This window comes from Rhodococcus sp. PAMC28707 (genome assembly GCF_004795915.1).
GTDB lineage: Bacteria > Actinomycetota > Actinomycetes > Mycobacteriales > Mycobacteriaceae > Rhodococcoides.
The window spans coordinates 628,627-651,179 of sequence record NZ_CP039253.1 but is presented as its reverse complement, the minus strand read 5'-3'; the positions used below and the strand labels follow the sequence as shown (position 1 = coordinate 651,179).

Annotated in this window: 17 protein-coding genes and 1 pseudogene; 12 read left to right on the top strand and 6 right to left on the bottom strand. The window is 63.2% G+C overall.

What is annotated here, in order from left to right:
* The first annotated feature begins 74 nt into the window (after window positions 1-74).
* From nirB to E5720_RS02970, 4 genes and pseudogenes are all read left to right on the top strand, one after another.
* Window positions 75-2,561, top strand: a complete 2,487-nt coding sequence (nirB, locus tag E5720_RS02985) for a nitrite reductase large subunit NirB (protein WP_247596280.1) — start codon at window positions 75-77, stop codon at window positions 2,559-2,561.
* A 112-nt stretch (window positions 2,562-2,673) separates the two neighbouring features.
* Entirely contained in the window at window positions 2,674-3,087 is a 414-nt protein-coding gene (gene nirD / locus E5720_RS02980) for a nitrite reductase small subunit NirD (RefSeq protein ID WP_136169405.1), read from the top strand.
* On the top strand, window positions 3,084-4,304 hold the full coding sequence (locus E5720_RS02975; RefSeq protein ID WP_136169404.1) for a uroporphyrinogen-III synthase: 1,221 nt from the start codon (window positions 3,084-3,086) through the stop codon (window positions 4,302-4,304). The genes nirD and E5720_RS02975 overlap by 4 nt, the downstream gene beginning before the upstream one ends.
* Window positions 4,305-4,608, top strand: a pseudogene (locus E5720_RS02970) (CbiX/SirB N-terminal domain-containing protein); the annotation flags it as partial.
* A 6-nt stretch (window positions 4,609-4,614) separates the two neighbouring features.
* On the opposite strand, the gene E5720_RS02965 reads toward E5720_RS02970, so the two are convergent.
* A complete protein-coding gene (locus E5720_RS02965; protein WP_136172407.1) occupies window positions 4,615-6,318 on the bottom strand; it encodes an NTP transferase domain-containing protein in 1,704 nt (567 codons plus the stop codon).
* Between the two features lie 56 nt (window positions 6,319-6,374).
* On the bottom strand, window positions 6,375-6,809 hold the full coding sequence (locus E5720_RS02960; RefSeq protein ID WP_136169403.1) for a PaaI family thioesterase: 435 nt from the start codon (window positions 6,807-6,809) through the stop codon (window positions 6,375-6,377).
* A 209-nt stretch (window positions 6,810-7,018) separates the two neighbouring features.
* Here E5720_RS02960 and E5720_RS02955 point away from each other — a divergent pair, with 209 nt between their 5' ends.
* Window positions 7,019-8,497: a PLP-dependent aminotransferase family protein gene (locus tag E5720_RS02955; RefSeq protein ID WP_136169402.1), complete on the top strand. Its 1,479-nt coding sequence runs from the start codon at window positions 7,019-7,021 to the stop codon at window positions 8,495-8,497.
* A 6-nt stretch (window positions 8,498-8,503) separates the two neighbouring features.
* On the opposite strand, the gene E5720_RS02950 is transcribed toward E5720_RS02955, so the two are convergent.
* A complete protein-coding gene (locus E5720_RS02950; protein WP_136169401.1) occupies window positions 8,504-8,803 on the bottom strand; it encodes an MGMT family protein in 300 nt (99 codons plus the stop codon).
* Entirely contained in the window at window positions 8,804-9,580 is a 777-nt protein-coding gene (locus tag E5720_RS02945) for an alpha/beta hydrolase (protein ID WP_136169400.1), read from the bottom strand. It lies immediately after the preceding gene.
* Window positions 9,581-9,692: 112 nt separating this feature from the next.
* Here E5720_RS02945 and E5720_RS02940 point away from each other — a divergent pair, with 112 nt between their 5' ends.
* The gene (locus E5720_RS02940) at window positions 9,693-13,109 is read left to right on the top strand and encodes an ATP-dependent DNA helicase (protein ID WP_136169399.1); all 3,417 of its coding nucleotides are present in this window, start codon (window positions 9,693-9,695) and stop codon (window positions 13,107-13,109) included.
* The gene (locus tag E5720_RS02935) at window positions 13,106-16,528 is read left to right on the top strand and encodes an ATP-dependent DNA helicase (RefSeq protein ID WP_136169398.1); all 3,423 of its coding nucleotides are present in this window, start codon (window positions 13,106-13,108) and stop codon (window positions 16,526-16,528) included. Before E5720_RS02940 ends, E5720_RS02935 begins: the two co-directional genes overlap by 4 nt.
* Here E5720_RS02935 and E5720_RS02930 read toward each other — a convergent pair.
* Entirely contained in the window at window positions 16,525-16,911 is a 387-nt protein-coding gene (locus E5720_RS02930) for a hypothetical protein (protein WP_136169397.1), read from the bottom strand. The genes E5720_RS02935 and E5720_RS02930 overlap by 4 nt on opposite strands.
* Before the next feature lie 110 nt (window positions 16,912-17,021).
* Here E5720_RS02930 and E5720_RS02925 point away from each other — a divergent pair, with 110 nt between their 5' ends.
* Both E5720_RS02925 and nudC read left to right on the top strand, forming a co-directional pair.
* Window positions 17,022-18,089, top strand: a complete 1,068-nt coding sequence (locus tag E5720_RS02925; RefSeq protein WP_136169396.1) for a potassium channel family protein — start codon at window positions 17,022-17,024, stop codon at window positions 18,087-18,089.
* Between the two features lie 95 nt (window positions 18,090-18,184).
* Complete coding sequence (nudC, locus tag E5720_RS02920) at window positions 18,185-19,087, top strand: NAD(+) diphosphatase (protein ID WP_136169395.1); 903 nt, start codon at window positions 18,185-18,187, stop codon at window positions 19,085-19,087.
* An 18-nt stretch (window positions 19,088-19,105) separates the two neighbouring features.
* Here the strand turns inward: nudC and E5720_RS02915 are convergent, their stop codons facing one another.
* Entirely contained in the window at window positions 19,106-19,363 is a 258-nt protein-coding gene (locus tag E5720_RS02915; protein ID WP_136169394.1) for a mycoredoxin, read from the bottom strand.
* Window positions 19,364-19,465: 102 nt separating this feature from the next.
* Here E5720_RS02915 and E5720_RS02910 point away from each other — a divergent pair, with 102 nt between their 5' ends.
* From E5720_RS02910 to E5720_RS02900, 3 genes are all read left to right on the top strand, one after another.
* Window positions 19,466-21,592 carry an ATP-dependent DNA helicase UvrD2 gene (locus E5720_RS02910; protein WP_136172406.1) on the top strand — a complete coding sequence of 709 codons (2,127 nt, stop codon included), beginning with the start codon at window positions 19,466-19,468 and terminating at the stop codon, window positions 21,590-21,592.
* Window positions 21,593-21,738: 146 nt separating this feature from the next.
* Window positions 21,739-21,996, top strand: coding sequence for a hypothetical protein (locus E5720_RS02905; protein ID WP_136169393.1), 258 nt, complete (start codon window positions 21,739-21,741; stop codon window positions 21,994-21,996).
* Between the two features lie 267 nt (window positions 21,997-22,263).
* On the top strand, window positions 22,264-22,542 hold the full coding sequence (locus E5720_RS02900) for a WhiB family transcriptional regulator (protein ID WP_210730010.1): 279 nt from the start codon (window positions 22,264-22,266) through the stop codon (window positions 22,540-22,542).
* The last annotated feature ends 11 nt before the right edge of the window (window positions 22,543-22,553 follow it).

Sequence of the window (22,553 nt, the reverse complement as noted above, 5' to 3'; positions counted from 1 at the left end):
CCTCGAACATTGTTCGACCCGAAATTCTCGAAAGGACAACTCACGTGAAGAACGCGGTGGTTGTAGGACACGGCATGGTAGGTCACCGATTCGTGGAGGCTCTCCGCGCGCGAGACACCGCGTCCGACTGGAAGGTGACAGTGCTCTGCGAGGAGGCATTGCCCGCCTACGACAGAGTGGGGCTTTCGTCCTATGTGGGCGCCTGGGATCACCGGGAGCTCGCGCTGGCGGGTAACGACTATCTCGACGACACAAGCGATCTCGGTAACACAGCCGTCGATCTGCGAATCGGTGTGCGAGCCGAGCGCATCGACCGCGCAACGAAGACGGTCACGACATCGACCGGCGAGACCGTCGACTACGACACCCTCGTATTCGCTACCGGTTCCTACCCTTTCGTTCCTCCGATCACCGGGCACGATCGCCCGGAGTGCTTCGTCTACCGCACGCTCGACGACCTGGACCGGATCAGGGCCTGCGCGGACGCGGCGGGTCCAGGCGCGGTGGGTGTCGTGGTGGGCGGAGGTCTACTCGGACTCGAAGCAGCCAACGCGCTGCAAAAGATGGGCATGACGCCCCATGTCGTCGAATTCGCTCCGCGACTGATGCCGCTTCAGGTCGACGAGGGTGGTGGCGCGCTGTTGGCACGTCTGGTCACCGATCTCGGGCTGACCGTCCACACCGGTGTCGGTACCTCGTCGATCACCGAGAATGCCGACGGGGCAGGGCTTTCGGTGGAGTTGTCCGACGGCAGCGTCATCGATGCAGCGCTGCTGGTGTTCTCGGCCGGTGTGCGGCCACAGGATCGCCTTGCTCGGGACTGCGGCCTCGAAGTGGGTGAGCGCGGCGGGATTTTGGTGGACGTCGGTTGCCGCACGGTCGATCCCGATGTCTACGCCATCGGAGAATGTGCCGCAGTCGAAGGGACTTCCTACGGGCTCGTCGCCCCTGGTTATTCGACGGCAGAGGTCGTGGCCGACCGATTGCTCGGCGGTGCAGCGGAATTCCCCGGTGCCGATATGTCCACCAAGCTCAAGCTCATGGGTGTCGACGTCGCCAGCTTCGGCGACGCCATGGCTCTCACACCGGGAGCGCTCGAGGTTGTCTTCGGTGACGCTCCGAAAGGGACGTACGCCAAGTTGGTCGTCTCCGACGATGCGAAGACCTTGCTCGGTGGAATCCTCGTCGGGGATGCTGCCGCGTACTCACTGCTTCGCCCTTTGGTCGGACGGGAACTTCCCGGCGATCCAGCATCGTTGATTTCCCCTGCAGCCGAGGAAGTCGGGATCGGTGCGTTGCCGATTGATGTCGAGATCTGTTCGTGCAACGGTGTGAGCAAGGGTGCGATCTGCAACGCGATAGCGGAGGGGGCCTGTGATCTAGCCTCGGTGAAGAGCTGTACGAACGCCGGCACGACGTGTGGGGGATGCCTTCCGTCGATCAAGGCGCTTCTTTCCGCATCGGGTGTGGTGATGTCGAAGGCGCTGTGCGAGCACTTCGGTCACTCACGTGCCGAGCTGTTCGAGATCGTTCGGGCGACGAACACCCGCACGTTCTCTTCGCTGATCGTCAAGTACGGCAAAGGGACTGGATGCGACATCTGCAAGCCGGTCGTAGCTTCGATCCTGGCCTCGACGTCCTCGGACCATATCCTCGACGGTGAGCAGGCATCTCTACAGGACACCAACGATCATTTCCTGGCCAACATTCAGAAGAACGGCACGTATTCCGTTGTTCCACGCATGCCGGGAGGGGAGTGCACGGCCGAACAACTCATCGTCATCGGTGAGGTGGCACGAGATTTCGGTCTGTACACCAAGGTCACCGGCGGTCAGCGAATAGACATGTTCGGAGCCCGCGTGGAGCAGCTACCTGCGATCTGGAAGCGGTTGGTGGACGCGGGCATGGAATCCGGTCAGGCCTACGGTAAGTCGTTGCGCACGGTCAAGAGTTGCGTCGGATCGAGTTGGTGCCGTTACGGCGTCCAGGATTCGGTGGGGATGGCCGTTGACCTCGAGAATCGATACCGAGGCCTGCGCTCGCCCCACAAGATCAAGTTCGGTGTCTCCGGTTGTGCTCGCGAATGTGCGGAGGCGCGGGGTAAGGATGTCGGCGTCATCGCTACCGAAGGCGGTTGGAATCTGTACGTCGGCGGCAATGGCGGCCAATCGCCCAGGCATGCGCGGTTGCTCGCATCGAATCTCGACGACGCCACCCTAGTCAGCTACATCGACCGGTACCTCATGTTCTATGTGCGGACCGCGGACCGTTTGCAGCGGACCGCGCCGTGGCTCGATGCGCTCGATGGTGGTCTCGAGCATCTGAAGGCCATCGTCTGCGAGGACAGCCTGGGGATCGGCGCCGAACTCGAGGCCGATATGGACCGCCATGTGGCCGGATACAAGGACGAATGGGCAGGCGTTCTCGAGGACGAGGAGAAGTTGGGCAGATTCGTCTCGTTCGTGAATGTGCCCGAGGCGATCGATCCGACCATCGCCTTCGACGAGTCGGGTGAGCGCAAGGTTCCGGTGCTGATGGGGATGCCGGCTTTCGGCGGTTGAGATATCGCTCACACAGCCTCCCGGGGCATCGGACCGCATGTGCACATCTGAGTAACCGCTATTTAACGACCGAGAAACACGGGCAACGTGCAATAGCACCAGGAGGTACGTGATGACTGTCATCGAGTCTCGAACCAGCACCACCAGAAACAGGAACCAGCAGCTGCCCACGACATCGGGCACCGAATCCGCGCGCTCGTGGACTGCCGCGTGCACCGTCGACGCGCTCGTTCCTGGCCGAGGCGTCGCCGTTCTGCTGAGCGGAGGAACCCAAGTGGCGTTGTTCGCATTGCCCGATGCGCGTGTGTTCGCGGTCGGCAACATCGATCCGTTCGGCCGGGCAGCAGTCATGTCCAGGGGTCTCGTCGGCGACCGGAGCGGTGAACCCACTGTGGCCTCGCCGTTGCTCAAGCAGGTCTTCTCTCTTCTCGACGGCCGATGCCTCGACGTCAGCGACATCTCGCTCGGATCTTTCGAGACCAAGATCTCGGGCGGCGTGATTTTCGTGCGTGGCGCATCGACATGAGCTCGACTGCCGAGACCGGGGAACCTCTGGCAGGATTCGCCGTCGGTATCACCGCGTCGCGGCGCGCCGAGGAGTTCGCGACGCTGCTCGTTCGGCGTGGAGCCTCGGTAATGCACGCACCGGCCATCCGGATCATTCCGCTGTCCGACGACGCCGAATTGGAACGCGTCACCGCCGGCATCATCGCCGATCCGCCGACGATCACCGTCGCAACGACGGGAATTGGATTTCGAGGCTGGATCGAGGCGGCCGACGGGTGGGGTCAGGCCGAAAGCCTCGGAGCAGCACTTGCGTCGTCGCGACTACTGGCTCGTGGGCCGAAAGCCAAGGGGGCAATCCGCGCAGCCGACCTACGCGAAGAGTGGTCACCGGCCTCGGAATCTTCGACAGAAGTGCTCGAACATCTTCTCGCACAGGGGGTCGAAGGCAAAAGGATTGCGGTGCAACTCCACGGCGCAACAACGGAGTGGGAACCGGTTCCGGACTTTTGTAAGGCATTGCGTGCCGCCGGAGCAGAAGTGGTGCCCGTTCCGGTGTATCGCTGGATCGCACCGGACGACAGCGTTCCGATAGATCGCATGATCGAAGCAGTCATCGTCGGAGATCTCGACGCCATCAGCTTCACGAGTGCGCCCGCAGTGGCGTCCCTGCTGATGCGAGCTCACGAGAACGGCGTTCTCGAACCTCTGCTGCAATCGATGCGTACCCGGGTGCTGCCGGTATGTGTAGGACCGATCACCGCCGCGCCTCTCGAACAACTGAACGTCGCGACGACGCAGCCGGCCCGTGCTCGCCTCGGGGCGCTGGCGCGTCATATTGCGGAGGAACTACCGCGACGCTCCCAACTCTTGAGCGCGGGTGGCCACCTTCTGAGCGTGCGCGGCAAATGTGTCGTTGTCGACGGCGAAGTGCGTGCGGTATCCCCGGCGGGCATGGCGCTGCTCAAGACTTTGTCGAAGCGACCTGGGCGAGTGGTATCCCGGGAAGATCTACTCGCATCGCTACCCGGCGGCGGGGGAGATACTCACGCCGTCGAAACGGCCATGACTCGGCTCCGCTCTGCCCTCGGCGCACCGAAGGCCATTCACACCGTGGTCAAACGAGGCTACCGGCTGGCGGTCGACGAACCCGAGGTCAGCGAGGAGTGCGAAGAGTCCGAGATACCCGAACGAACGTCCATGTCCGCCATGCCCATCTGCGAAGGGAGCAAGTACTAGATGAAATCAGATCCTTCGCTCGTCCTGGTAGCTCACGGGACCCGAGATCCGCGCGGCGTGGAGATGATCGCCGAATTGGCCGATGCCGTGAGCGGACAGGTCGGGGTGTCGCGGGTCGCTTTCGTCGATGTCCTCGGACCCTCTCCATCCGAGCTTCTTCGCGAGGTCCATGGGCCTGCCGTCGTGGTCCCGGCATTTCTGGCCTCGGGCTACCACCTACATACCGACTTACCCCGGGAGATCACCGACAGTGGTCACCGGAGCGTGAAAGTCACTCGCGCACTCGGGACCGGATCCGGTGCTCGGCAGTTCAACGCACGATCGGCAGCAGTTCCACCGGTTCGGTCGAGCTGACGTCGGCCGGCACCACGGCCAACGCGTCGTGATCGATCAGGTGGAGCAAATGTGCTGTGCGAACAGCGGTGTCCGCTCGCCATCCGGTGCCGTCGCGCATCACCGGAACGATCCGAGCCGTCGGCGAATTCACGGCCTTCGGGTTGGTCAGGTAGCCGAGACGAGGGGCGCTCGGAGTACGTCCGGTCAGTGCGTCGGCCACCGTGGGTGCGATGAGCAGCAGAGTCCCGATGGCAGCCAGCGGGTTACCCGGTAGCCCCAGCACCACTCGTCCGCTCGGCAATACCGCAGTGATCTGAGAGCCGCCCGGGCGCACCAGGATTCGACCGACCACTGTCTCGGCATCAGCATGGACCAGGGCCGTGCGGAGTTGATCCGCGGCACCTGCTCCGGTTGCTCCGACGACGATCGTGATGTCCACTGCCGTCGACGTGTTCAACAAATCCTCGAACGCAGTCGGTGAATCAGGGAGGTACACGGTGTCGACGACGGTGATTCCACACGCGTGGAGATACAGGGGCAGGATTGGTCCGAGCGCGTCGCGTGTCTGCCCTGATTCGAGTGGACCGGAAGCTTGGATCTCGTTGCCGCTCAGTACTATTTGCGCGCGAACCGGGCCGCGGACCATCAGCTCGGCGACTTCTGCGCTCAAAGCGACAGACATGACTGCAGGCGAAACGGAGGTGCCGGCAGGTGCTAGCTTTGCACCGGAGTGCCAATCCTCTCCGCGGCGCCGCGTGTCGTCCTGCTGCGTCACATTCGGTGACAGGCGCAACTGTCCGGCGGAATCCAGCTCGACGAATTCGTCGCGGACCACCGAGGTCGCGCCTGCGGGAACGTGTGCACCGGTGGCGATGCGAACAGCGTGGCCCCGCGCAATGGCCGCAAGTCCACTTGTACCGGCATAGGCGGTGTCCCCTCGAACAGTCCACGGGCCGTTGCCGGAAATCGCATAACCATCCATTGCCGATATGTCCACGTAAGGGAGGGGGCGGGTAGCGATCATCGGCTCGGCCAATACCGCTCCACGTGCCTGTAGCGGTGGCACTCGTCGGGGCGCGCCAGGGGCAAGTCTTTCTCGAATCCGCTGGCGGGCCTGGTCGACGGTGAGCGCCGGTGGTATGGAATCGGCGACGGCCCGTTGTGCTCGTGCCCGGTAGAGATCCTCGACGGTGTCGCAATCGCCGGATACTTCGGAAAGGTCGAGGACGGAACAGTCGTCGGGGGCGATCGATCGCATGGAGCGGTTCGCAAGTCTGCCTACCCGAGCCAGTGTCGACGCCAACTTCGAGCGATCCCACACACCGAAAAGGTATTGCGTTCGGCCTGTTTCGTCACGGACGAACGTCGCACCCGTCGAGTCGGTCAGTGACGCAGCGAGAAGCGCGTCGACGCTGTTCGCGTCGACGAACGGTAGGTCCGCGGCAAGAATGACCACCACATCTGCCGATGATTCCTGCAGCGCCCTCAGACCGGCTGCGACCGCAGCGACCGGCCCCGATCCGGCAGGCGACTCCTGGGTCTGATGGACACGAGAATCCAGGTCGTGCCGCGTCGGTCCCACCGTCACTATCAGACCGGCCCGCCCCACCGCCGCCACTGCGATCCCGATCATGCTTCGCCGTCCGACGGTCAACGCAGGTTTGTCGACCCCACCCATCCGCGAGCCGCGTCCCCCGGCCAGGACGATCGCGTCGAACTTCGGATTCTCGCTGTTCACGCCGGTAGTGGGACGTTCTGTAACCGAACCTGGCCGCGTGCAAGTGCTTTTCCGCTGTCGGATGCGGTGATGGTGACGAGCCACAGTTGCTGAATTCTGCCTTGCTGCAACGGTTCCGCCAGTACATCGACGCGACCACCTTTGCTGGCGCGCAGGAAGTCGGTTGCGTTGTGGACCCCGACGGCGAACTCGCCTCGTTCTTTCACCGCTTCGCTGGCTCCGATACTCGCAGCCGACTCCACCGCGGTCGTGTAGACCCCGCCGTGCACCACTCCCCACGGGGTGAAGTGTTCCGGGGTGAGCTCGATATGACCTACGACGCGCGTACCCGAGACCTCTTCGACGACCAATCCGGCGCTCGCGACGAAACCACTCGCAGTGGCAAGTGCGTACTTCGCGGTCGGACGCGGATCGAATTGCCCCAGGTTCATTCTGTCAGGTTAGTGCGCGAATTCGATTCGGGTAGCCGATGGCTACGGGGTGGGCCGTCGAGGCCGCACCGACCACCACTTCGCACGATGACGGGGAGCCAGGCCAACGAGGCAGCTGGGATCACCAGGAGCAGTCCTATTATCAACATGACTCATTATTGGACTGTGATAGGCAAGATTTACTAGGGCCTGTGTGTGAAACTGGACTGATGTCATCCCGCGTCGGCTCTTCCTCCAATTCCGTCGATACTCAATCCGAGGTAGATGCGCGCGCCCTTGCGGGACTGATGGGATCGGTCAAGATCGAGGGGATGCCGCTATACCGTTCGTTGGCGAATCAGTTGCGGAGAATCATTGCCGACGGCACGGTCCCGGCGGGCAAGAGACTGCCGCCCGAGCGGGTGATGTCGGCCCAACTCGGCGTCAGCCGTGTGACGGTCACCTCCGCGTACCGCGAATTACGCGAGCAAGGTTGGGCGGCAGCTATACACGGGGCAGGCACCTTCGTCGCGGTCCCCAGTGACGGGAGTTCCTGGGTATCGATGATGGGCTCGGAGGGTTCGAGCGTTCTCGATTTCGTCAATGCGGCGCCGGAGGCCTCGCCGTTCCTCGCAGATGCTCTCGTCGAGGCGGTGTCGTCACTGGCGAAGACCATGGCAGGGCACGGCTACGCCCCACCGGGCACCTCGGATCTACGCAGAGCCATCGCGGACAGATACTCCCGACGCGGCCTGCCCACCACGCCGGATCAGGTGTTGGTCGTCTCGGGTGCGGGCGACGCAATGCATCTCGTACTGGATACGTTCGTCAGTCCCGGCAATCGCGTCTTGATAGAGCATCCGACATATCCGGGGGCACCGGAACTACTGGAGAGCTTCGGCGCTCTTCCCGTCCCGGTGGCGGTCGACGCGGGGAACCCCGACGCGTTCGTCGAGGACGTGGACCGTGCCGCGCGCCAGAACGCCCCGACACTTGCCTACTTCATGCCGGACTTCTCCAACCCGTCGGGCAACCGGATGACAGCCGATGGCAGGCGCAGACTGGCGGCGACGTTGGCTCGGCACGGCGTGTTGACCATCGTGGACGAGGTCGCCGCCGATCTGACACTGGATCATTCGGATCCCCTCGAGCCCTTCGGAGTTCCCGGTCCAGGTACGGCAACCATTTCGATAGGCTCGTTGAGCAAGACGGTGTGGGGTGGACTACGGGTCGGATGGGTCAGATCGGATCAGCAGCTGATCTCCCGCATGGCTCGGGTGTACAACCGTCGCCAGTTGTCGGTCTCCATGGTCGAGCAAGCCACCGCTGTCCGATTGTTCGCGGTGTTCGACGATATTGTCGCCGAGCGTGTTGCAGGGTTACGCGAGCGTAGAGATCTGCTCGTCTCCCGGGTGGCTACCCAGTTGCCCGACTGGACATTTCGCGTTCCCGATGGGGGATTGTCGCTGTGGTGCGGACTGCCGCAGGGGTTGTCCTCGCAGGACCTGGTTCGTCGTGCGGCCACCCGTGATCTGCTTCTCGTCTCGGGAACCAGGTTTGGAACCGGCTATGCCTTCGACGACAGGCTGCGCATTCCCTTCACCCGATCCGCTTCGGAAATCGTTGCGGCGGTGGATGTACTGGCCAAGGTGGCAACAGGAGATCTCGGCCTGCGGGCCGACGCGCCTGCCGTCGAGCACATCGTCTGAAGTTGTTCAGCCCAGATCGAAGCGGGCAGTTCGGAGGTATACACGGCCGTCGCAAATCTCGACGCCCTCACTCTGTAGCTCGGCGAGTTGCCGTGTCGCCAGATGCGCGGCCGGTCTTCCGTTGGCGGGCACGACGCGGTGCCAAGGTAGGTCCGCCGAGTCGGTGCGCATGATCCACCCGACTGTTCGAGGACTCGACAATCCTGCGGCCGCTGCGATATCGCCGTAGGTCACAACCCTTCCGGGCGGAACCGAGGCAATGATCTCGCGTACCCGCTCGACGTGTTCCTCCGTGATCGAAGCCATCTACAGCAATTCGAGGACCAACTTGGCAACCTCTTTGGGTTTCGCCTGGGCCACCATGTGATTGCAATCCAACTGGACAAGAGTGAGATTCTCGCCCAATTGCGCGCGGAATGCGGCCTTCAGTTCCTTGCTGACGTACGGCGGCTGCACCCGCTTCGCCTGCACGACGACGGTCGGTGTATCCGTCGGCGGCACCAGTAGCGGCCTGGCCAGTTCGCCCCAGGACGCGACTATTGCTGCGGTGGATATCCGCCACTTGACTCGGCCGTTGTCCATCGCCTCGAGGTGCTGTTCGACCTCGAGATCGAGTAGCGCCTGCGGTACATCGGCCCATGCACCGTTGACCTTCTCGGCTTTTGCTTCCTCGGCGTCCGTGTATTCGGAATGCACCGCAGTCAACTCGGCCACTTCGAGCAGGTCGACGGGGTCGAGTTCGATCGCGGGATCGAGCAGAACGAGCCCGCGGACGAGCTCGGGATGCTTCACGGCAAGGTGGACCGCCAACGCACACCCGTACGAATGGCCGACGACGAGAACAGGCCCGTGGGCATGGTTGTCGAGAAGTGTCTTGAGCCCATCGACCTGCGCACCGATATCCCACGGCGGCGTCCAAGGCGAACGGCCGTGGCCGATCAGGTCCGGAGCGAGCACGCGGGCCTGCGGAAGATAATTGTCGGCAAGGTCACCCCAGCGAGCACCGTGGCCGGTCATCCCGTGGATTGCGAGGATCTCGGGTCCGGTGTCCGGGCCGTACTGGTGAAAGTTCAATTCTGGCACTGCTGACACTATGCCGCATCGCGGCCCGACCCACAGCACGTGGACGAGAAACCGAGCATCGAACACGCGCGCGGGTGAGGGTCTGTCGGTGGCGCATGATCGAATCCTCTCCATGACTGCGGCGAATCCGAGCGGAGCACCGACCATCAGGGGCGGTGGTACCACCACGCTCTTTCGGGCGCCCAAGGTGAAGTCCCATCGCCGCATCTGGACCGGGCCCGCTGCCCGCCTTCTCGCCAGCAATGAAAATGCGGCCGAAGCCGCATCGAACGGATCGCCCGGATGGAACCCGTGGCAAGTCCTCGGTGGCCCGGGTACGGGAAAGACCGCGCTGGTCGCCGACTACGCGGTGTCGCGGATTGTGTGTGGCGACCCAGAATCGGTGCTGGTACTGACGCAATCGAAGCGCGCTGCCACGGCGGTCCGGGAAGAAATAACTGCTGGACTGTTCGCCGGGGAGCGGGCACCACGTGCAACTCGTGAGCCACTGGTTCGGACCGTTCACTCGTATGCTTTCGCCGTTCTCCGCCTGCAGGCAGCCATCTACGGCAATCCGCCACCACGCTTGCTCACCGGTGCCGAGCAGGACGCAGTGGTGCGAGAGATGTTGCGGGGAGATATCGAAGACGGGGCCGCTGACTGGCCCGAGCGCGTGCGTCCTGCTCTCGGCATGTCGGGATTCGTCACCGCGGTTCGTGACTTGATGCTCCGCTCGGCCGAGCGTGGCCTCGGCCCGGAAGATCTCGTCAAGCTCGGGCGTCGGCACACCCGCCCCGAGTGGGTCGCAGTCGGAAAGTTCGCAGCCAGGTACGAGCAGTCGATGCTGCTGCGTGGTGCTGTCGGGGTGGAAGCAGCGGGAGCGACGGCGCCTGGTCTCGATGCTGCCGAGCTCATCGGCAGCGCACTCATGGCATTCGCCACCGACCCCGAGTTGCTGGCGTCGGAGCGCGCTCGGATCAGACATCTCGTGGTGGACGACGCCCAACATTTGGATCCGCAGGCCGCGCAGCTGGTTCGGCTCATCGGCATCAACACCGAGAGCACGGTAATAGCAGGAGATCCGGACCAGTCCGTGTTCACTTTTCGCGGTGCCGATCCGTCGTTCGTCGCCGATCTCGCCGAGCCTGGTTCGGAGCGACGGATCGTCCTCGATCGAAACTTCCGCAGTAGCAGCGAGATTGTCGAGATCACCGGACCGATCGCGGGCAGGCTCTCCGGAACAGGAAGACACCGAGGTGCCGAAGCGGTGGGAGAGCCTCGATACGGTGCAACTCGCACCCTCGTGCAGACCCTGCCGTCAGTGGCCAAGGAGGCGGCACTCATCGCCGATGCCATGCGAAGAGCGCATCTCGACGACGGAATGCCCTGGTCGGACATGGCCGTCGTAGTGCGATCCGTGCCCAGGACGATCGCGCCACTGCGGCGGGCGTTGCAGTCCGCGGGTGTACCGATCGTCACGCCTGCCTCCGAGATCCCCGTGCATCGGCAACACGGGGCGGTCGGTTTACTGCTCGTGCTGCGCGCGATCGTCGACGAATCCTTCGACGGCGAAGACGCTTTGGCGTTGTTGTCCGGCCCGATCGGCGGTGCGGATCCGGTGAGCCTGCGCCGGTTGCGCCGCGGAATACGACGTATCGAGCTCTCCTCGGGAGGCGAACGCGACTCTGCCGAACTGCTGCGCGCTTTGATCGTCGAGACTGCACAATCCCCTGAGTCTTCACGACCTCCTGAGTCTTCACGACCCCCTGAGTCTTCACGACCCACTGACTCCGACGACCGCGACGCGTCAGCCCGTCCCAATGTCCGCTTTGTCGCAGCGTTGTCCGATGTCGAATCTGCGCCGCTGCGCAAGGTACTCGGTGTCGTCCGTAAAGCGTCTGCGCGCCGAAGTCGCGGGGTCGAGGACGTGCTGTGGGCAGCGTGGCAGGCATCGGGCTTGGAGAGGCGCTGGGCCGCGAGTTCGACGCGGGGTGGATCCACCGGTGCGCAGGCCGATCGAGATCTCGACGCCGTCGTCGCATTGTTCGAATCAGCCGCCTCGTATGTCGACCGGTTGCCCCAGGCGGGACTCGCAGGTTTCGTCGACTACATCTCGGGACAGCAGATTTCGACATCCAACTTCATCCGTTCGACCGTGCAACCCGAAGCGGTCACGGTGCTGAGTGCGCACTCAGCAGCTGGTAGGGAGTGGGAACTGGTCGCTGTCGCGGGCGTGCAGGAAGGTTTGTGGCCGGGGCTTCGCTCGCGGGGAAGTCTTCTCGGTACCGAGGCCCTGGTCGATCTCGCTGCCGGAATCGCCGATGCCGGCGAGCTGATCGATGACAAGCTGTCGAAGACAGCACCCCTGCTGGCAGCGGAGCGCAAGCTGTTTCTCGTCGCCTGCTCCCGCGCGCGGTCGGTGCTACTGGTGACCGCCGTGGATTCGAGTACCGGCGACACCGATCTGGTGAGGTCCCGGTTCATCGACGAGCTACAGGGGCGGGGAGAGCCGGACCTCGATGCGCCCCACGCTCCGCCGGCGCACATGTCCGGTCGTATCCTGGCACTGCCGATGCTCGTCGCAGAATTACGCAGTGCGGTCTGTGATCCGATTGTCGCAGAACATGATCCAGCCAAACACGATCGGGCTGCGCAGCAACTTGCTCGGCTGGCGCGGGCAGGTGTGAAAGGGGCGGACCCGAAAGAGTGGTTCGGTATAGGTGGAGTCAGTACCGACTCTCCGCTGTGGACCCTCGAAGATGGGCCCGTACCGCTCTCGCCCTCGACGGTCGAGCAGCTCACCACGTGCCCTCTGCGCTGGATGCTCGATCGGCACGGCGGAAACGACGGCGCCAATTCGCACGCCGTTACCGGCACTCTCGTGCATACCCTCGTGCAGGCTGTGGCAGGCAAGATGCCACCGGAGCAGGTTCGGCGGGCACTCGAAACTGCTTGGGATGGCGTGGACTTGGGCTCGCAGTGGTATTCGCGACACGAGTTGGAAAGAACCGAAGCCATGTTGAATACCTTCGAGGCATGGCTTCGCGGTACTCGCGGCGAACTCACCGAAATAGGCGTCGAAGTCGAGGTCGACGGCATTCTGGAGTCACGGTCCGAGGGAGAACCGTCGGTTGCCCTACGCGGACGGATCGACAGACTCGAGCGTGATGCCGACGGACGCCCCGTGATCATCGACGTCAAGACTGCCAGGACCGTGATGTCGAAAGACGACGCCCGCAGACATAGCCAGCTGGCGACCTATCAGGTCGCAGCGGCGGCGGGTGCCATCGCAGGTGAGCCTGCGGGAGAACCGGGGGGAGCACGATTGGTGTTCGTGGCCAAATCCCACAACAAGGATGGGGCGACGCAGCGAATCCAGCCGGCGCCGACACCGGAGGTCCTCGAGGAGTGGCGTGATGCCGTGCACGAGGCGGCGTCCGCGACGCAGGGGCCGACGTTTCTCGCGTTCGTCAACGACGGGTGTCGACACTGCCCCGTGAAATCGAGTTGCCCAGCGCACGAGACCGGCAGACAGGTGACCGACCGATGATGGCTCGTTCCAAGAATCGGACTCCGATCGACGTCGGTTCAGCGCGAATCGATCCGATCGAACTGGCGAGCGCTCTCGGTCAGAAGCATCCACCGACACCCGAACAAGCCGCCGTCATCGCATCTGCGTTCGGACCGACACTCGTGGTCGCCGGAGCCGGCGCCGGTAAGACCGAAACGATGGCGGCCCGAGTGGTGTGGATGGTGGCCAACGGCTTCGTGGACCCGGACAGCGTTCTCGGGCTCACCTTCACCAGAAAGGCTGCGCAGCAACTGACGTCGAGAATCCGAGCTCGTTTGGCGCGGCTGGCCGGATCGGAGGTCGTGCGTGCACTCGACCCCAGTCTGCAACTACGTGACCGCATCGTGAGCGGAGAACCGGAGGTCAGCACCTACCACTCGTACGCCGGACGATTGTTGACCGAACACGGACTGCTGTTGCCTATCGAGCCTTCTGCCACGTTGCTCTCGGAAACCGAACTGTGGCAACTCGCCCACCGCGTCGTCAGCACCTGGGACGGAGACCTCGATACCGACCGCAACCCGACGTCGATCACCGAGACGGTGCTGGCGCTGTCGGGGCAACTCGCCGAGCACCTTGTCGATCCAGATGATCTGCGACAGGCACACACCGATCTCGACAAGCTCGTGCACACCCTCGCGCCAGGTGCCGGGCAGCGCGGCGGTCCCACGAAAGAACTGCTCGACATTCTCGATGCGCAACATAAGCGAGTTGCGCTGTTGCCCCTCGTGAGCCGCCTCGCCGAGACACTTCGACGTGAGGGGGCACTCGACTTCGGGAGTCAGATGTCCATGGCTGCACGAGTCGCTGCCGAGCATCCCGAGGTAGGCCGATCCGAGCGTGAACGATTCCGGTTGGTGCTGCTCGACGAATACCAAGACACCGGGCACGCTCAAAGAGTCTTGCTGTCTTCACTATTCGGAGGAGGTTCCGATTCCACCCTTGCCTTGACCGCAGTGGGAGATCCGATGCAGTCGATCTACGGTTGGCGTGGAGCTTCGGCGGCCAACCTTCCGCGTTTCGCGACGGATTTTCCTTTGGCGGGAGGTGCACCTGCCCCGCGCCTCGAGCTGTCGACCAGTTGGCGCAACCCACCGGAGGCGCTCGAGCTGGCCAACCTCGTCACGGCGCCACTCCGGCAAACAGGAGTCAGTGTGCCGACACTTCGCGCACGTCCGGGGGCCACCCCTGGTGATATTCGATTGACGGTCACCGACACAGTGCTCAGTGAACGTGAGTGGGTGGGCGACCGGATCGCGGGGGAGTATCGGTCCGCAGCCGAGAACGGACGCACGCCCCCCACCGCGGCAGTGCTGGTGCGGCGCAACGCGGACGCCGAACCGATTGCCGAGGTTCTACGTGAACGAGGCCTTCCGGTAGAGGTCGTGGGGCTCGGCGGCCTCCTCCACATCCCCGAAGTCGCCGACGTGATCGCGATGCTCAGAGTAGTGGCCGATCCGTTGGCAGGTAGCGCAGCAATGCGAATTCTCACCGGGTCCCGCTGGCAAATCGGTGCCGCAGACCTTCGTGCACTTTCTCGCCGGGCCAGAGAACTGGGCACAAGGTCCGGCTATGGAGCGGTGGGACGCGTCGAGGATGCCGCCGAACTGGACGCTGCGCTGGGGAGCTCGTTGCCCGGCGAGTACTCCGAAGATGCGGGTCTGGCGGACGCAATCGCCGATCCAGGCCCGGCAGAGCACTATTCGGAGATGGGCCGACGCCGTATCACTGCACTCGCAGCAGAGCTGCACACGTTGCGTGAGCGCATCGGTCAGCCGTTGACCGAGCTCGTCGCAGACATCGAACGGCTGATGGGAATCGGGACCGAGGCTCAGGCGCGCACACCGTTCACAACTGGAGGAGACGTCGGCCGGGAACATCTCGACGAGTTCGCCGGTGTCGTTGCTGATTACGCAGACAACCCCAAGGCGACGATCACAGGGTTTCTTTCGTTCCTCGCGGCCGCGGAAACAGTCGAGAACGGTTTGGCCCCCGGCGAGGTCGAGGTGTCACCGCATCGCGTGCAGGTGCTCACGGTGCACTCGGCGAAGGGCCTGGAATGGGAAGTCGTAGCTGTCCCTCATGTCTCGAAGGGCGTGTTCCCGTCGTCGACTGCGTCGTCGACCTGGCTCGGCGCAATGGCCGAGCTACCGCCCGCCCTTCGGGGAGACAGAGCGCTCGATGCGGAGGGTTCCGACGGTGTGCCCGTGTTGGATTTGAGTGAGCTGTACAGCAGGAAGGATCTCCAAGAAGCTGTCGGTCGGCACAAGGACGCGCTGGCCCGTCGCCGTCTCGCCGAGGATCGCCGATTGTTCTACGTTGCGCTTACCCGAACGGAGCGTGCGCTCTTCGTTTCCGGCCACCAGTGGGACGAGAGCAGTTCCAAACCTCGCGGTCCGTCGCCGTTCCTGGACGAGCTGAAGAAGTTCGTCAACGAGTCCGCCGCCACAGGATCCGATCCGGTTGCGGTGATCGACGGATGGGCTCCAGCACCGGAAAGCGGTACCGCCAATCCGCTGAGCGCCGAACCGTATTCAGCGATCTGGCCACGCGACCCACTCGGGGCACGTCGCCCTGCCGTGGAGAACGGCGCGCGATCGGTGATCGCGGCGCTTTCGGCAGCGACGTCACCGCAAGAGGCGGCCCCCGAGAGCGTCACAGATCCTGAGAATTGGGCTGCCGATGTAGATGCCCTCCTCGCCGAACGTGAGGAGCGCTCTCACCCGACGGTGACGATTGCGTTGCCCGAGAATCTTTCGGTGAGCCAATTGGTCGACCTCGCCGCAGATCCCGATGCGTTGGCCGAACGGCTCCGGCGACCGCTACCGTTCCCACCGAACCCGCTCGCGCGGCGCGGGACAGCCTTTCACGCTTGGATCGAACGGCGGTTCGGGGCAACTCGATTGCTCGACCTGGACGAACTTCCGGGCTCTGCGGACAGCGGCGCGGCGGCCGACATCGATCTGGAGACTCTGCAGCACGCGTTTCTCGCGTCCGATTGGGCGCTCCGGAGCCCGATCGAAGTCGAGGTTCCCTTCGAAACATCGGTCGCGGGCACAGTTCTGCGTGGTCGCATCGACGCGGTGTTCGCTGATCCGGACGGAGGCTGGACGGTCATCGATTGGAAGACCGGAAAGGAACCGACAGCTACCGAAGAGCAGTCGGTGGTCATGCAACTGGCGGCCTATCGAATCGCCTGGGCCGAATTGATGTCCGCTGCGCGCCCCGAATCGGACCCTGTCCCGCTCGAGAAGGTTCGTGCGGCATTCCACTATGTGCGCAGCGGGCGCACTGTCGCCCCGGGCGACCTGCCGGACGTCAAGACGCTCGCCGCGCTCATAGACGGAACCGCGCACGTGGAATTAGCCAGCGAGGCACAGGTTTTCGAAGCGACCTAGGATGCGTTACGGCGTGCCTCCAGTGCTTGGGTCACCAACGGTATTTGAAGGGGAAGCCGGGCTATCAAGGCTGCCTTGACTACCGGAGAGGTCTTCGGATTCTGGACATACCGTCGTGCAAGGTCGATGTTCGCGGGGAATACGGCTACGAAGAGGACTGCGGCCAGTGCACCGCCCAGACGTCTGGTCCGCGGCACCGCGAGCGTCGCAGCGACGGCGAGTTCGGCCACCCCTGATACCTGGGTGTAGGTCCGTGCTTTGCCCGGCAACGCGGCAGGCACCTGAATGTCGAAGAACTGGGGTGTGACGAAGTGGAGAACGCCCGCGCCGCCCAATATCACTGCGAGGCGGACTGCTGCGGCCTGGCTTTTGTGCTCGCTCATGCGTATACCGTCCCACACGGGTACGAGGGAAACTCTCCGCTGCGGTACTACGAAGCCCTCGAACAGGGTTACGCTGCCAGCCGTGGATGACATCGACGTAGGTAACCAACGTGGCAGGTAGGCTACGAGCGCGTCTGAGCGCCGGGGACACGCTGACCGACAGACCCGACTTTGCACTCGTGGGTGTACTTCGCGTGCCCGAACTACAGAGCAGTCCGTGGCGCGCAATCTATCGACGCATTCTGGTGGCACTGGGAGTGTTGCTTTTCGCGGCGCTGGTCGTATGGATCGACCGCGACGGATACATAGACGCGCAGGGCGACGAACTCTCGTTCCTCGACTCCCTCTATTACGCAACCGTCTCGCTCTCCACGACCGGCTACGGTGACGTCACACCGATCACGCCGTCCGCGCGGCTGGTGAATATTCTCGTCCTTACGCCGCTACGAATCTTCTTCCTCATCTTGTTGGTCGGTACGACGCTCGCAGTACTCACCGAGCGCTCCCGGCAGGCATTCAAAATTCAGCGTTGGAGGCACAAAGTGCGCAATCACACCGTGGTCATCGGCTTCGGAACCAAGGGCCGCACTGCTGTGGACGCCATGCTGGGCGACGGTGTTCCTGCATCGGAGATCGTCGTCGTCGACACCGATCCCGCTGTGCTGGAATCTGCGTCGAGCATGGGGTTGGTGACCGTGCACGGTTCGGCTACCAAGTCCGATGTTCTTCGGTTGACCGGTGCACAACATGCGGCCGCGATCATCGTCGCCACCAACCGGGACGATACTGCGGTCCTGGTGACGCTGACTGCGCGCGAGATCGCGCCCAAAGCGAAGATCGTCGCAGCGATCAGGGAAGCAGAGAACACCCACCTGCTGCGGCAATCCGGTGCCGACTCGGTGGTCGTATCTTCCGAGACTGCCGGCCGACTGCTGGGAATCGCTACGACGACGCCGAACGTCGTGGAAATGATCGAGGATCTTCTGACTCCCGAGGCGGGCTTTGCCATCGCCGAACGCGAAGTCGAACGCGACGAGGTCGGGGGTTCTCCTCGCCACCTGACCGACATAGTCCTGGGGGTTGTCCGTAACGGCAAGCTCTTCCGTGTCGGATCGCCCGAGGTCGATGCAGTCGAGGCGACCGACCGCTTGCTCTACATTCGTCGCGTCGGCGACTGACGGCGGAATGTCGAGCACGCGAGCCTGCGTCCGCTCGGCGTAGTCGCTCCAGTCCTACGGCAGGGTCCGACGCCCTCCAGGATAGTGTCGTCGTTGTGCCACGATTCGAACTTGCTCAACCCCCGCTGCTGTCACGGTCGCCGCTCGATCGCGCGGAGGAGTCGAGAAAAGATACCGATACTCTGCGGGCGGGCTGGCCGACCGCGAAAGTCGTACAGATCGATCACCGAGGTCGGCTCCGGATCGACGCAGCGGGCCTCGTCTACACGCCTGCTTCCGAGGTCGCGGCCGAGCCGGCGTTGGATGCGGTCTTTCTCGGAGTTCGAGACGGCCATCATCTTTGGGCTCAGCGCGTAGGCGCCCTGACCGGAGAGTTGGGGGATCTACGAACAATTGGAGAACGCCTCGACGAGACCGAGTTGTCGATTCTCACCACTGCGCTCGCCATCCTCAATTGGCACGCCAGAGCCAGCTTCAGCGCCATCGACGGGGCGGCGACCACACCGTCGTCCGCAGGATGGTCGCGCACGAGCACGTCCGATGGTCACGAGGAGTTTCCCCGCACGGACCCCGCGGTAATCTGCCTCGTTCACGACGGTGCTGACCGGGTCCTGCTCGCACGTGCACCGACGTGGCCCGAGCGAAGGTTCTCCATTCTGGCGGGATTCGTAGAGGCGGGGGAGTCCCTGGAAGCATGTGTCGTCCGCGAGATCTCCGAAGAAGTCGGCATCACCGTGTCCGACATCACCTACCTGGGAAGTCAGCCGTGGCCCTTTCCCCGGTCGGTGATGATCGGCTTCTCGGCAGTAGGCGACCCGGAAGTACCCCTACAATTTCTGGACGGAGAAATTGTGGAGGCTCATTGGTTCGACCGTAAAGAAGTGCGAGCGGCGCTGAAGTTGGGGGACTGGGCAGCAGATTCCGATTCTCGGTTGCTACTCCCCGGATCCATCTCCATCGCACGCGGAATGCTCGAGGCCTGGGCCGCCGCCGATTAGCGGTCTCGGCCGGGTGTCTTACAACGACAAAGCGCTTTTCACTGCTGCGAGTGAGGGATTGGTTGCAGTCGTGCCGTCGGCGAACAGCACGGTGGGGACGATGTGGTTGCCTCCGTTGACACTGCCCACGAACTCGGCCGACGCCGGATCTTTTTCGATGTCGATCTCTTTGTACTCGATACCGGCTTCGTCCAGTTGAGTCTTGAGCCGGCGGCAGTAGCCACACCAAGTAGTGGAGTAGACGGTGAGTGCGGCCTTGTTTTCGGAAGTAGTCACGAGGAGATTCAACACCGTCCGGTGCGCGATTGTTCCACGGCATCAGTCGGGCAGTCGGCGTCCGGAACCGCGCTCCATGAACCGTCGGTGCCTCCTGACATGATGGTCGGCATGCCAGTGGACTCGATGATCGCCGGGTTGGATCCCGAACAGTCTGCTGCCGTGTCGGCGCCACGTGGTCCCGTGTGTGTTCTGGCAGGTGCAGGAACAGGTAAGACTCGGACCATCACCAGGCGCATTGCGCACCTGGTCTCGGCCGGACACGTCTCGGCGGGCCAGGTGCTTGCGGTGACCTTCACCGCACGCGCGGCAGGGGAGATGCGTGGCCGCCTTCGCGAGTTGGGTGTCGGTGGTGAAGGCCCGCCGGTGCAAGCGCGGACCTTTCACGCTGCCGCGCTCAGGCAGCTCAAATACTTCTGGCCGCAGGTTGTCGGTGACACCGGATGGCAACTGCTCGATCGCAAGTTCGCACTGGTGAGTCAGTCCGCCCATCGTGCGGGTGTGTCTACGTCCACCGATTCGGTCAGGGACCTGGCGGGTGAAATCGAATGGGCCAAAGGTTCGCTCGTTGCGCCTGAGGACTATCCCGCGGTAGCGGCACGCCTGCATCGAGAAGTTCCCATGGATGCGTCGAAGGTCGCATCGGTCTACGCAGGCTACGAGGACCTCAAGACTCATGGTGGCGACGGCATGTTGCTCGATTTCGACGACCTGTTGTTGCACACTGCGGCTGCTCTCGAGGAGCACTCCGCAGTCGCCGACGAATTCCGCGAGCGATACCGATGCTTCGTGGTGGACGAGTATCAGGACGTAACTCCGCTTCAGCAGCGAGTCCTCGATGCTTGGCTCGGAGAACGCGACGATCTCACCGTCGTCGGAGATGCGAATCAGACTATCTATTCCTTCACCGGTGCAACCCCGCGTTACCTCCTCGACTTCTCCCGACGCTTCCCCGACGCCACAGTCGTACGACTCGAGCGCGACTACCGTTCGACACCCGAGGTCGTCTCGTTGGCCAACCGAGTCATCGGCGCAGCGAGAGGTCGTATCGCCGGTACTCGGTTGCAGTTGATCGGGCAGCGCCCGTCAGGGCCGGAACCAGAGTTCTTCGAATACGACGACGAACCGGCCGAGGCCGATGGAGTCGCCCGCGCTGTGAAGAGATTGATTTCTTCGGGTGTGGCACCTTCGGAGATCGCGGTGCTGTATCGGATCAACGCACAATCGGAGGTTCACGAGCAGGCGTTGACGGAGATGAAGATCCCGTACCAGGTTCGGGGTGGTGAAGGATTTTTCAACCGACCGGAAGTTCGCCAGGGTATTTCTGCTTTGCGGACGGCGTCGGGTCGAGGCGATCTCCCGATGGAGTCCAAGTCGGGTAAGGGTATGCCCTCACTAGTGCGCGCTGTTCTCGCACCGCTCGGTCTGACCGCTACTGAACCAGCAGGTGCTCAGGCTCGTGAGAAATGGGCGTCGCTCGGCGGTCTGGTTCAGGTGACCGAGGAACTGCTGGCGCAGGATCCCGAGTTGGACCTCGATCGTCTCTTGGGTGAGCTCGCAGCGCGTGCCGAGGCGCGGCATCCACCGGTTGTGCAGGGCGTTACCCTTGCCTCCCTGCACGCAGCGAAGGGGCTGGAATGGGATGCAGTGTTCCTCGTCGGACTTGCCGACGGAACGCTTCCCATCTCGCACGCGCTGGGAAGTGATCCGAGTTCGAGCAACGATGCTGCCATCGAGGAGGAGCGGCGGCTCCTCTACGTCGGTGTCACGCGCGCGAGGGAGCATCTTCACCTGTCGTGGGCGTTGGCCCGCAATGAGGGCGGGCGAAAGTCGCGTCGTCGATCTCGCTTTCTCAACGGGTTGATTCCGGAGGACTCACCTGCGTCTCGGATTGCAGTACCCGCGACGAAGAAGTCCGGACCCAAGTGCCGCCTATGTGGGAAGCCGTTGATCGGTTCCGCCGCAACGATGTTGGGTAGATGTGAAAGCCATCCTTCGGATGTCGATGTCGAACTTCTCGACGCGTTGAAGTCGTGGCGACTGGACAAGTCCCGCGAGTTGAAGGTGCCCGCTTACGTTGTGTTCAGTGACACGACTTTGACGGCGATTGCAGAACAGCTTCCACAGGATGATCGCGGTCTCGTAGCCATTCCCGGTATCGGCGCCAAGAAGCTCGAGCGGTTCGGTGAGGATGTGTTGACGGTGATTCGTGATTCCTCGGTCAAGTAGATGGTGTCGCGGCCGTAGAACTGCAGGTAGAAAATAGCTTGTGCCGTTCGAAGCGTGGGGTTTAGTCTGTTTCCACCGCCCGTGGTAGACCGCGAGCGGGATGAATGTTCATATGATCCATTGGTCGAAGAGGAGGTGGGAGAACGATGACGAATTACATTTTCGTTGCTGACGACACGCATGCTGTTCCGTCCGTGCCTATGGCTCGTGTTTCTGCCTACCTCGCTACTGCCGGTGCAACCATCGGTGCCGGTACGACCCCGGCAGGGATTGACACGATGACTGCTTCCTGGCCGGCCCAGGCCGCAAGCGCAGCAGTACGTCCCGCAGCCGCAGCAGCATTTCATCGCCGAGCACACAGTACGTCCGTGATCGTAGGTCGATATCGAGGGAAGTCTCGATAGGAACGCTTCGAGAATCGCCTTTGAAAGGCCACGGACCCGCTCACGCGGACCGTGGCCATTTTTGTTCGAGAAGACCCCCTCCTGACTCGAACGTTCGGCCCAGGGTTCGCACCGAAGTCGCAGAACCGCACATACGCCGTACGACAAGTAGAGGAGACCGACGTGTCTACCGTCATAACCCGGACGACATGCCAACACGAGGTCGAGAGTTCGACCGATTCACCTTCGAGCGCAGCACGTATCGCTGCGTCACCGCAGCATGTAGCGATATCGACCGACAATGGAATTATCTTCGGGGTCGAAGTACCCTGCCGGGCAGACGATCCCGACTTGTGGTTCGCGGAGAGCCCGCATGAACTCGAGCGAGCCAAGGAGCTGTGCGTCGAGTGCCCCATCCGCCGCATGTGCTTGAGTGCCGCACTCGATCGCGCCGAACCGTGGGGTGTGTGGGGCGGCGAGATACTCGATCAGGGTGTCGTCATCGCCCGTAAACGTCCGCGTGGTCGGCCCCGGAAAGACAGGAGCAACCAACGGGAGGTTGCGTGAGATCGGTATGG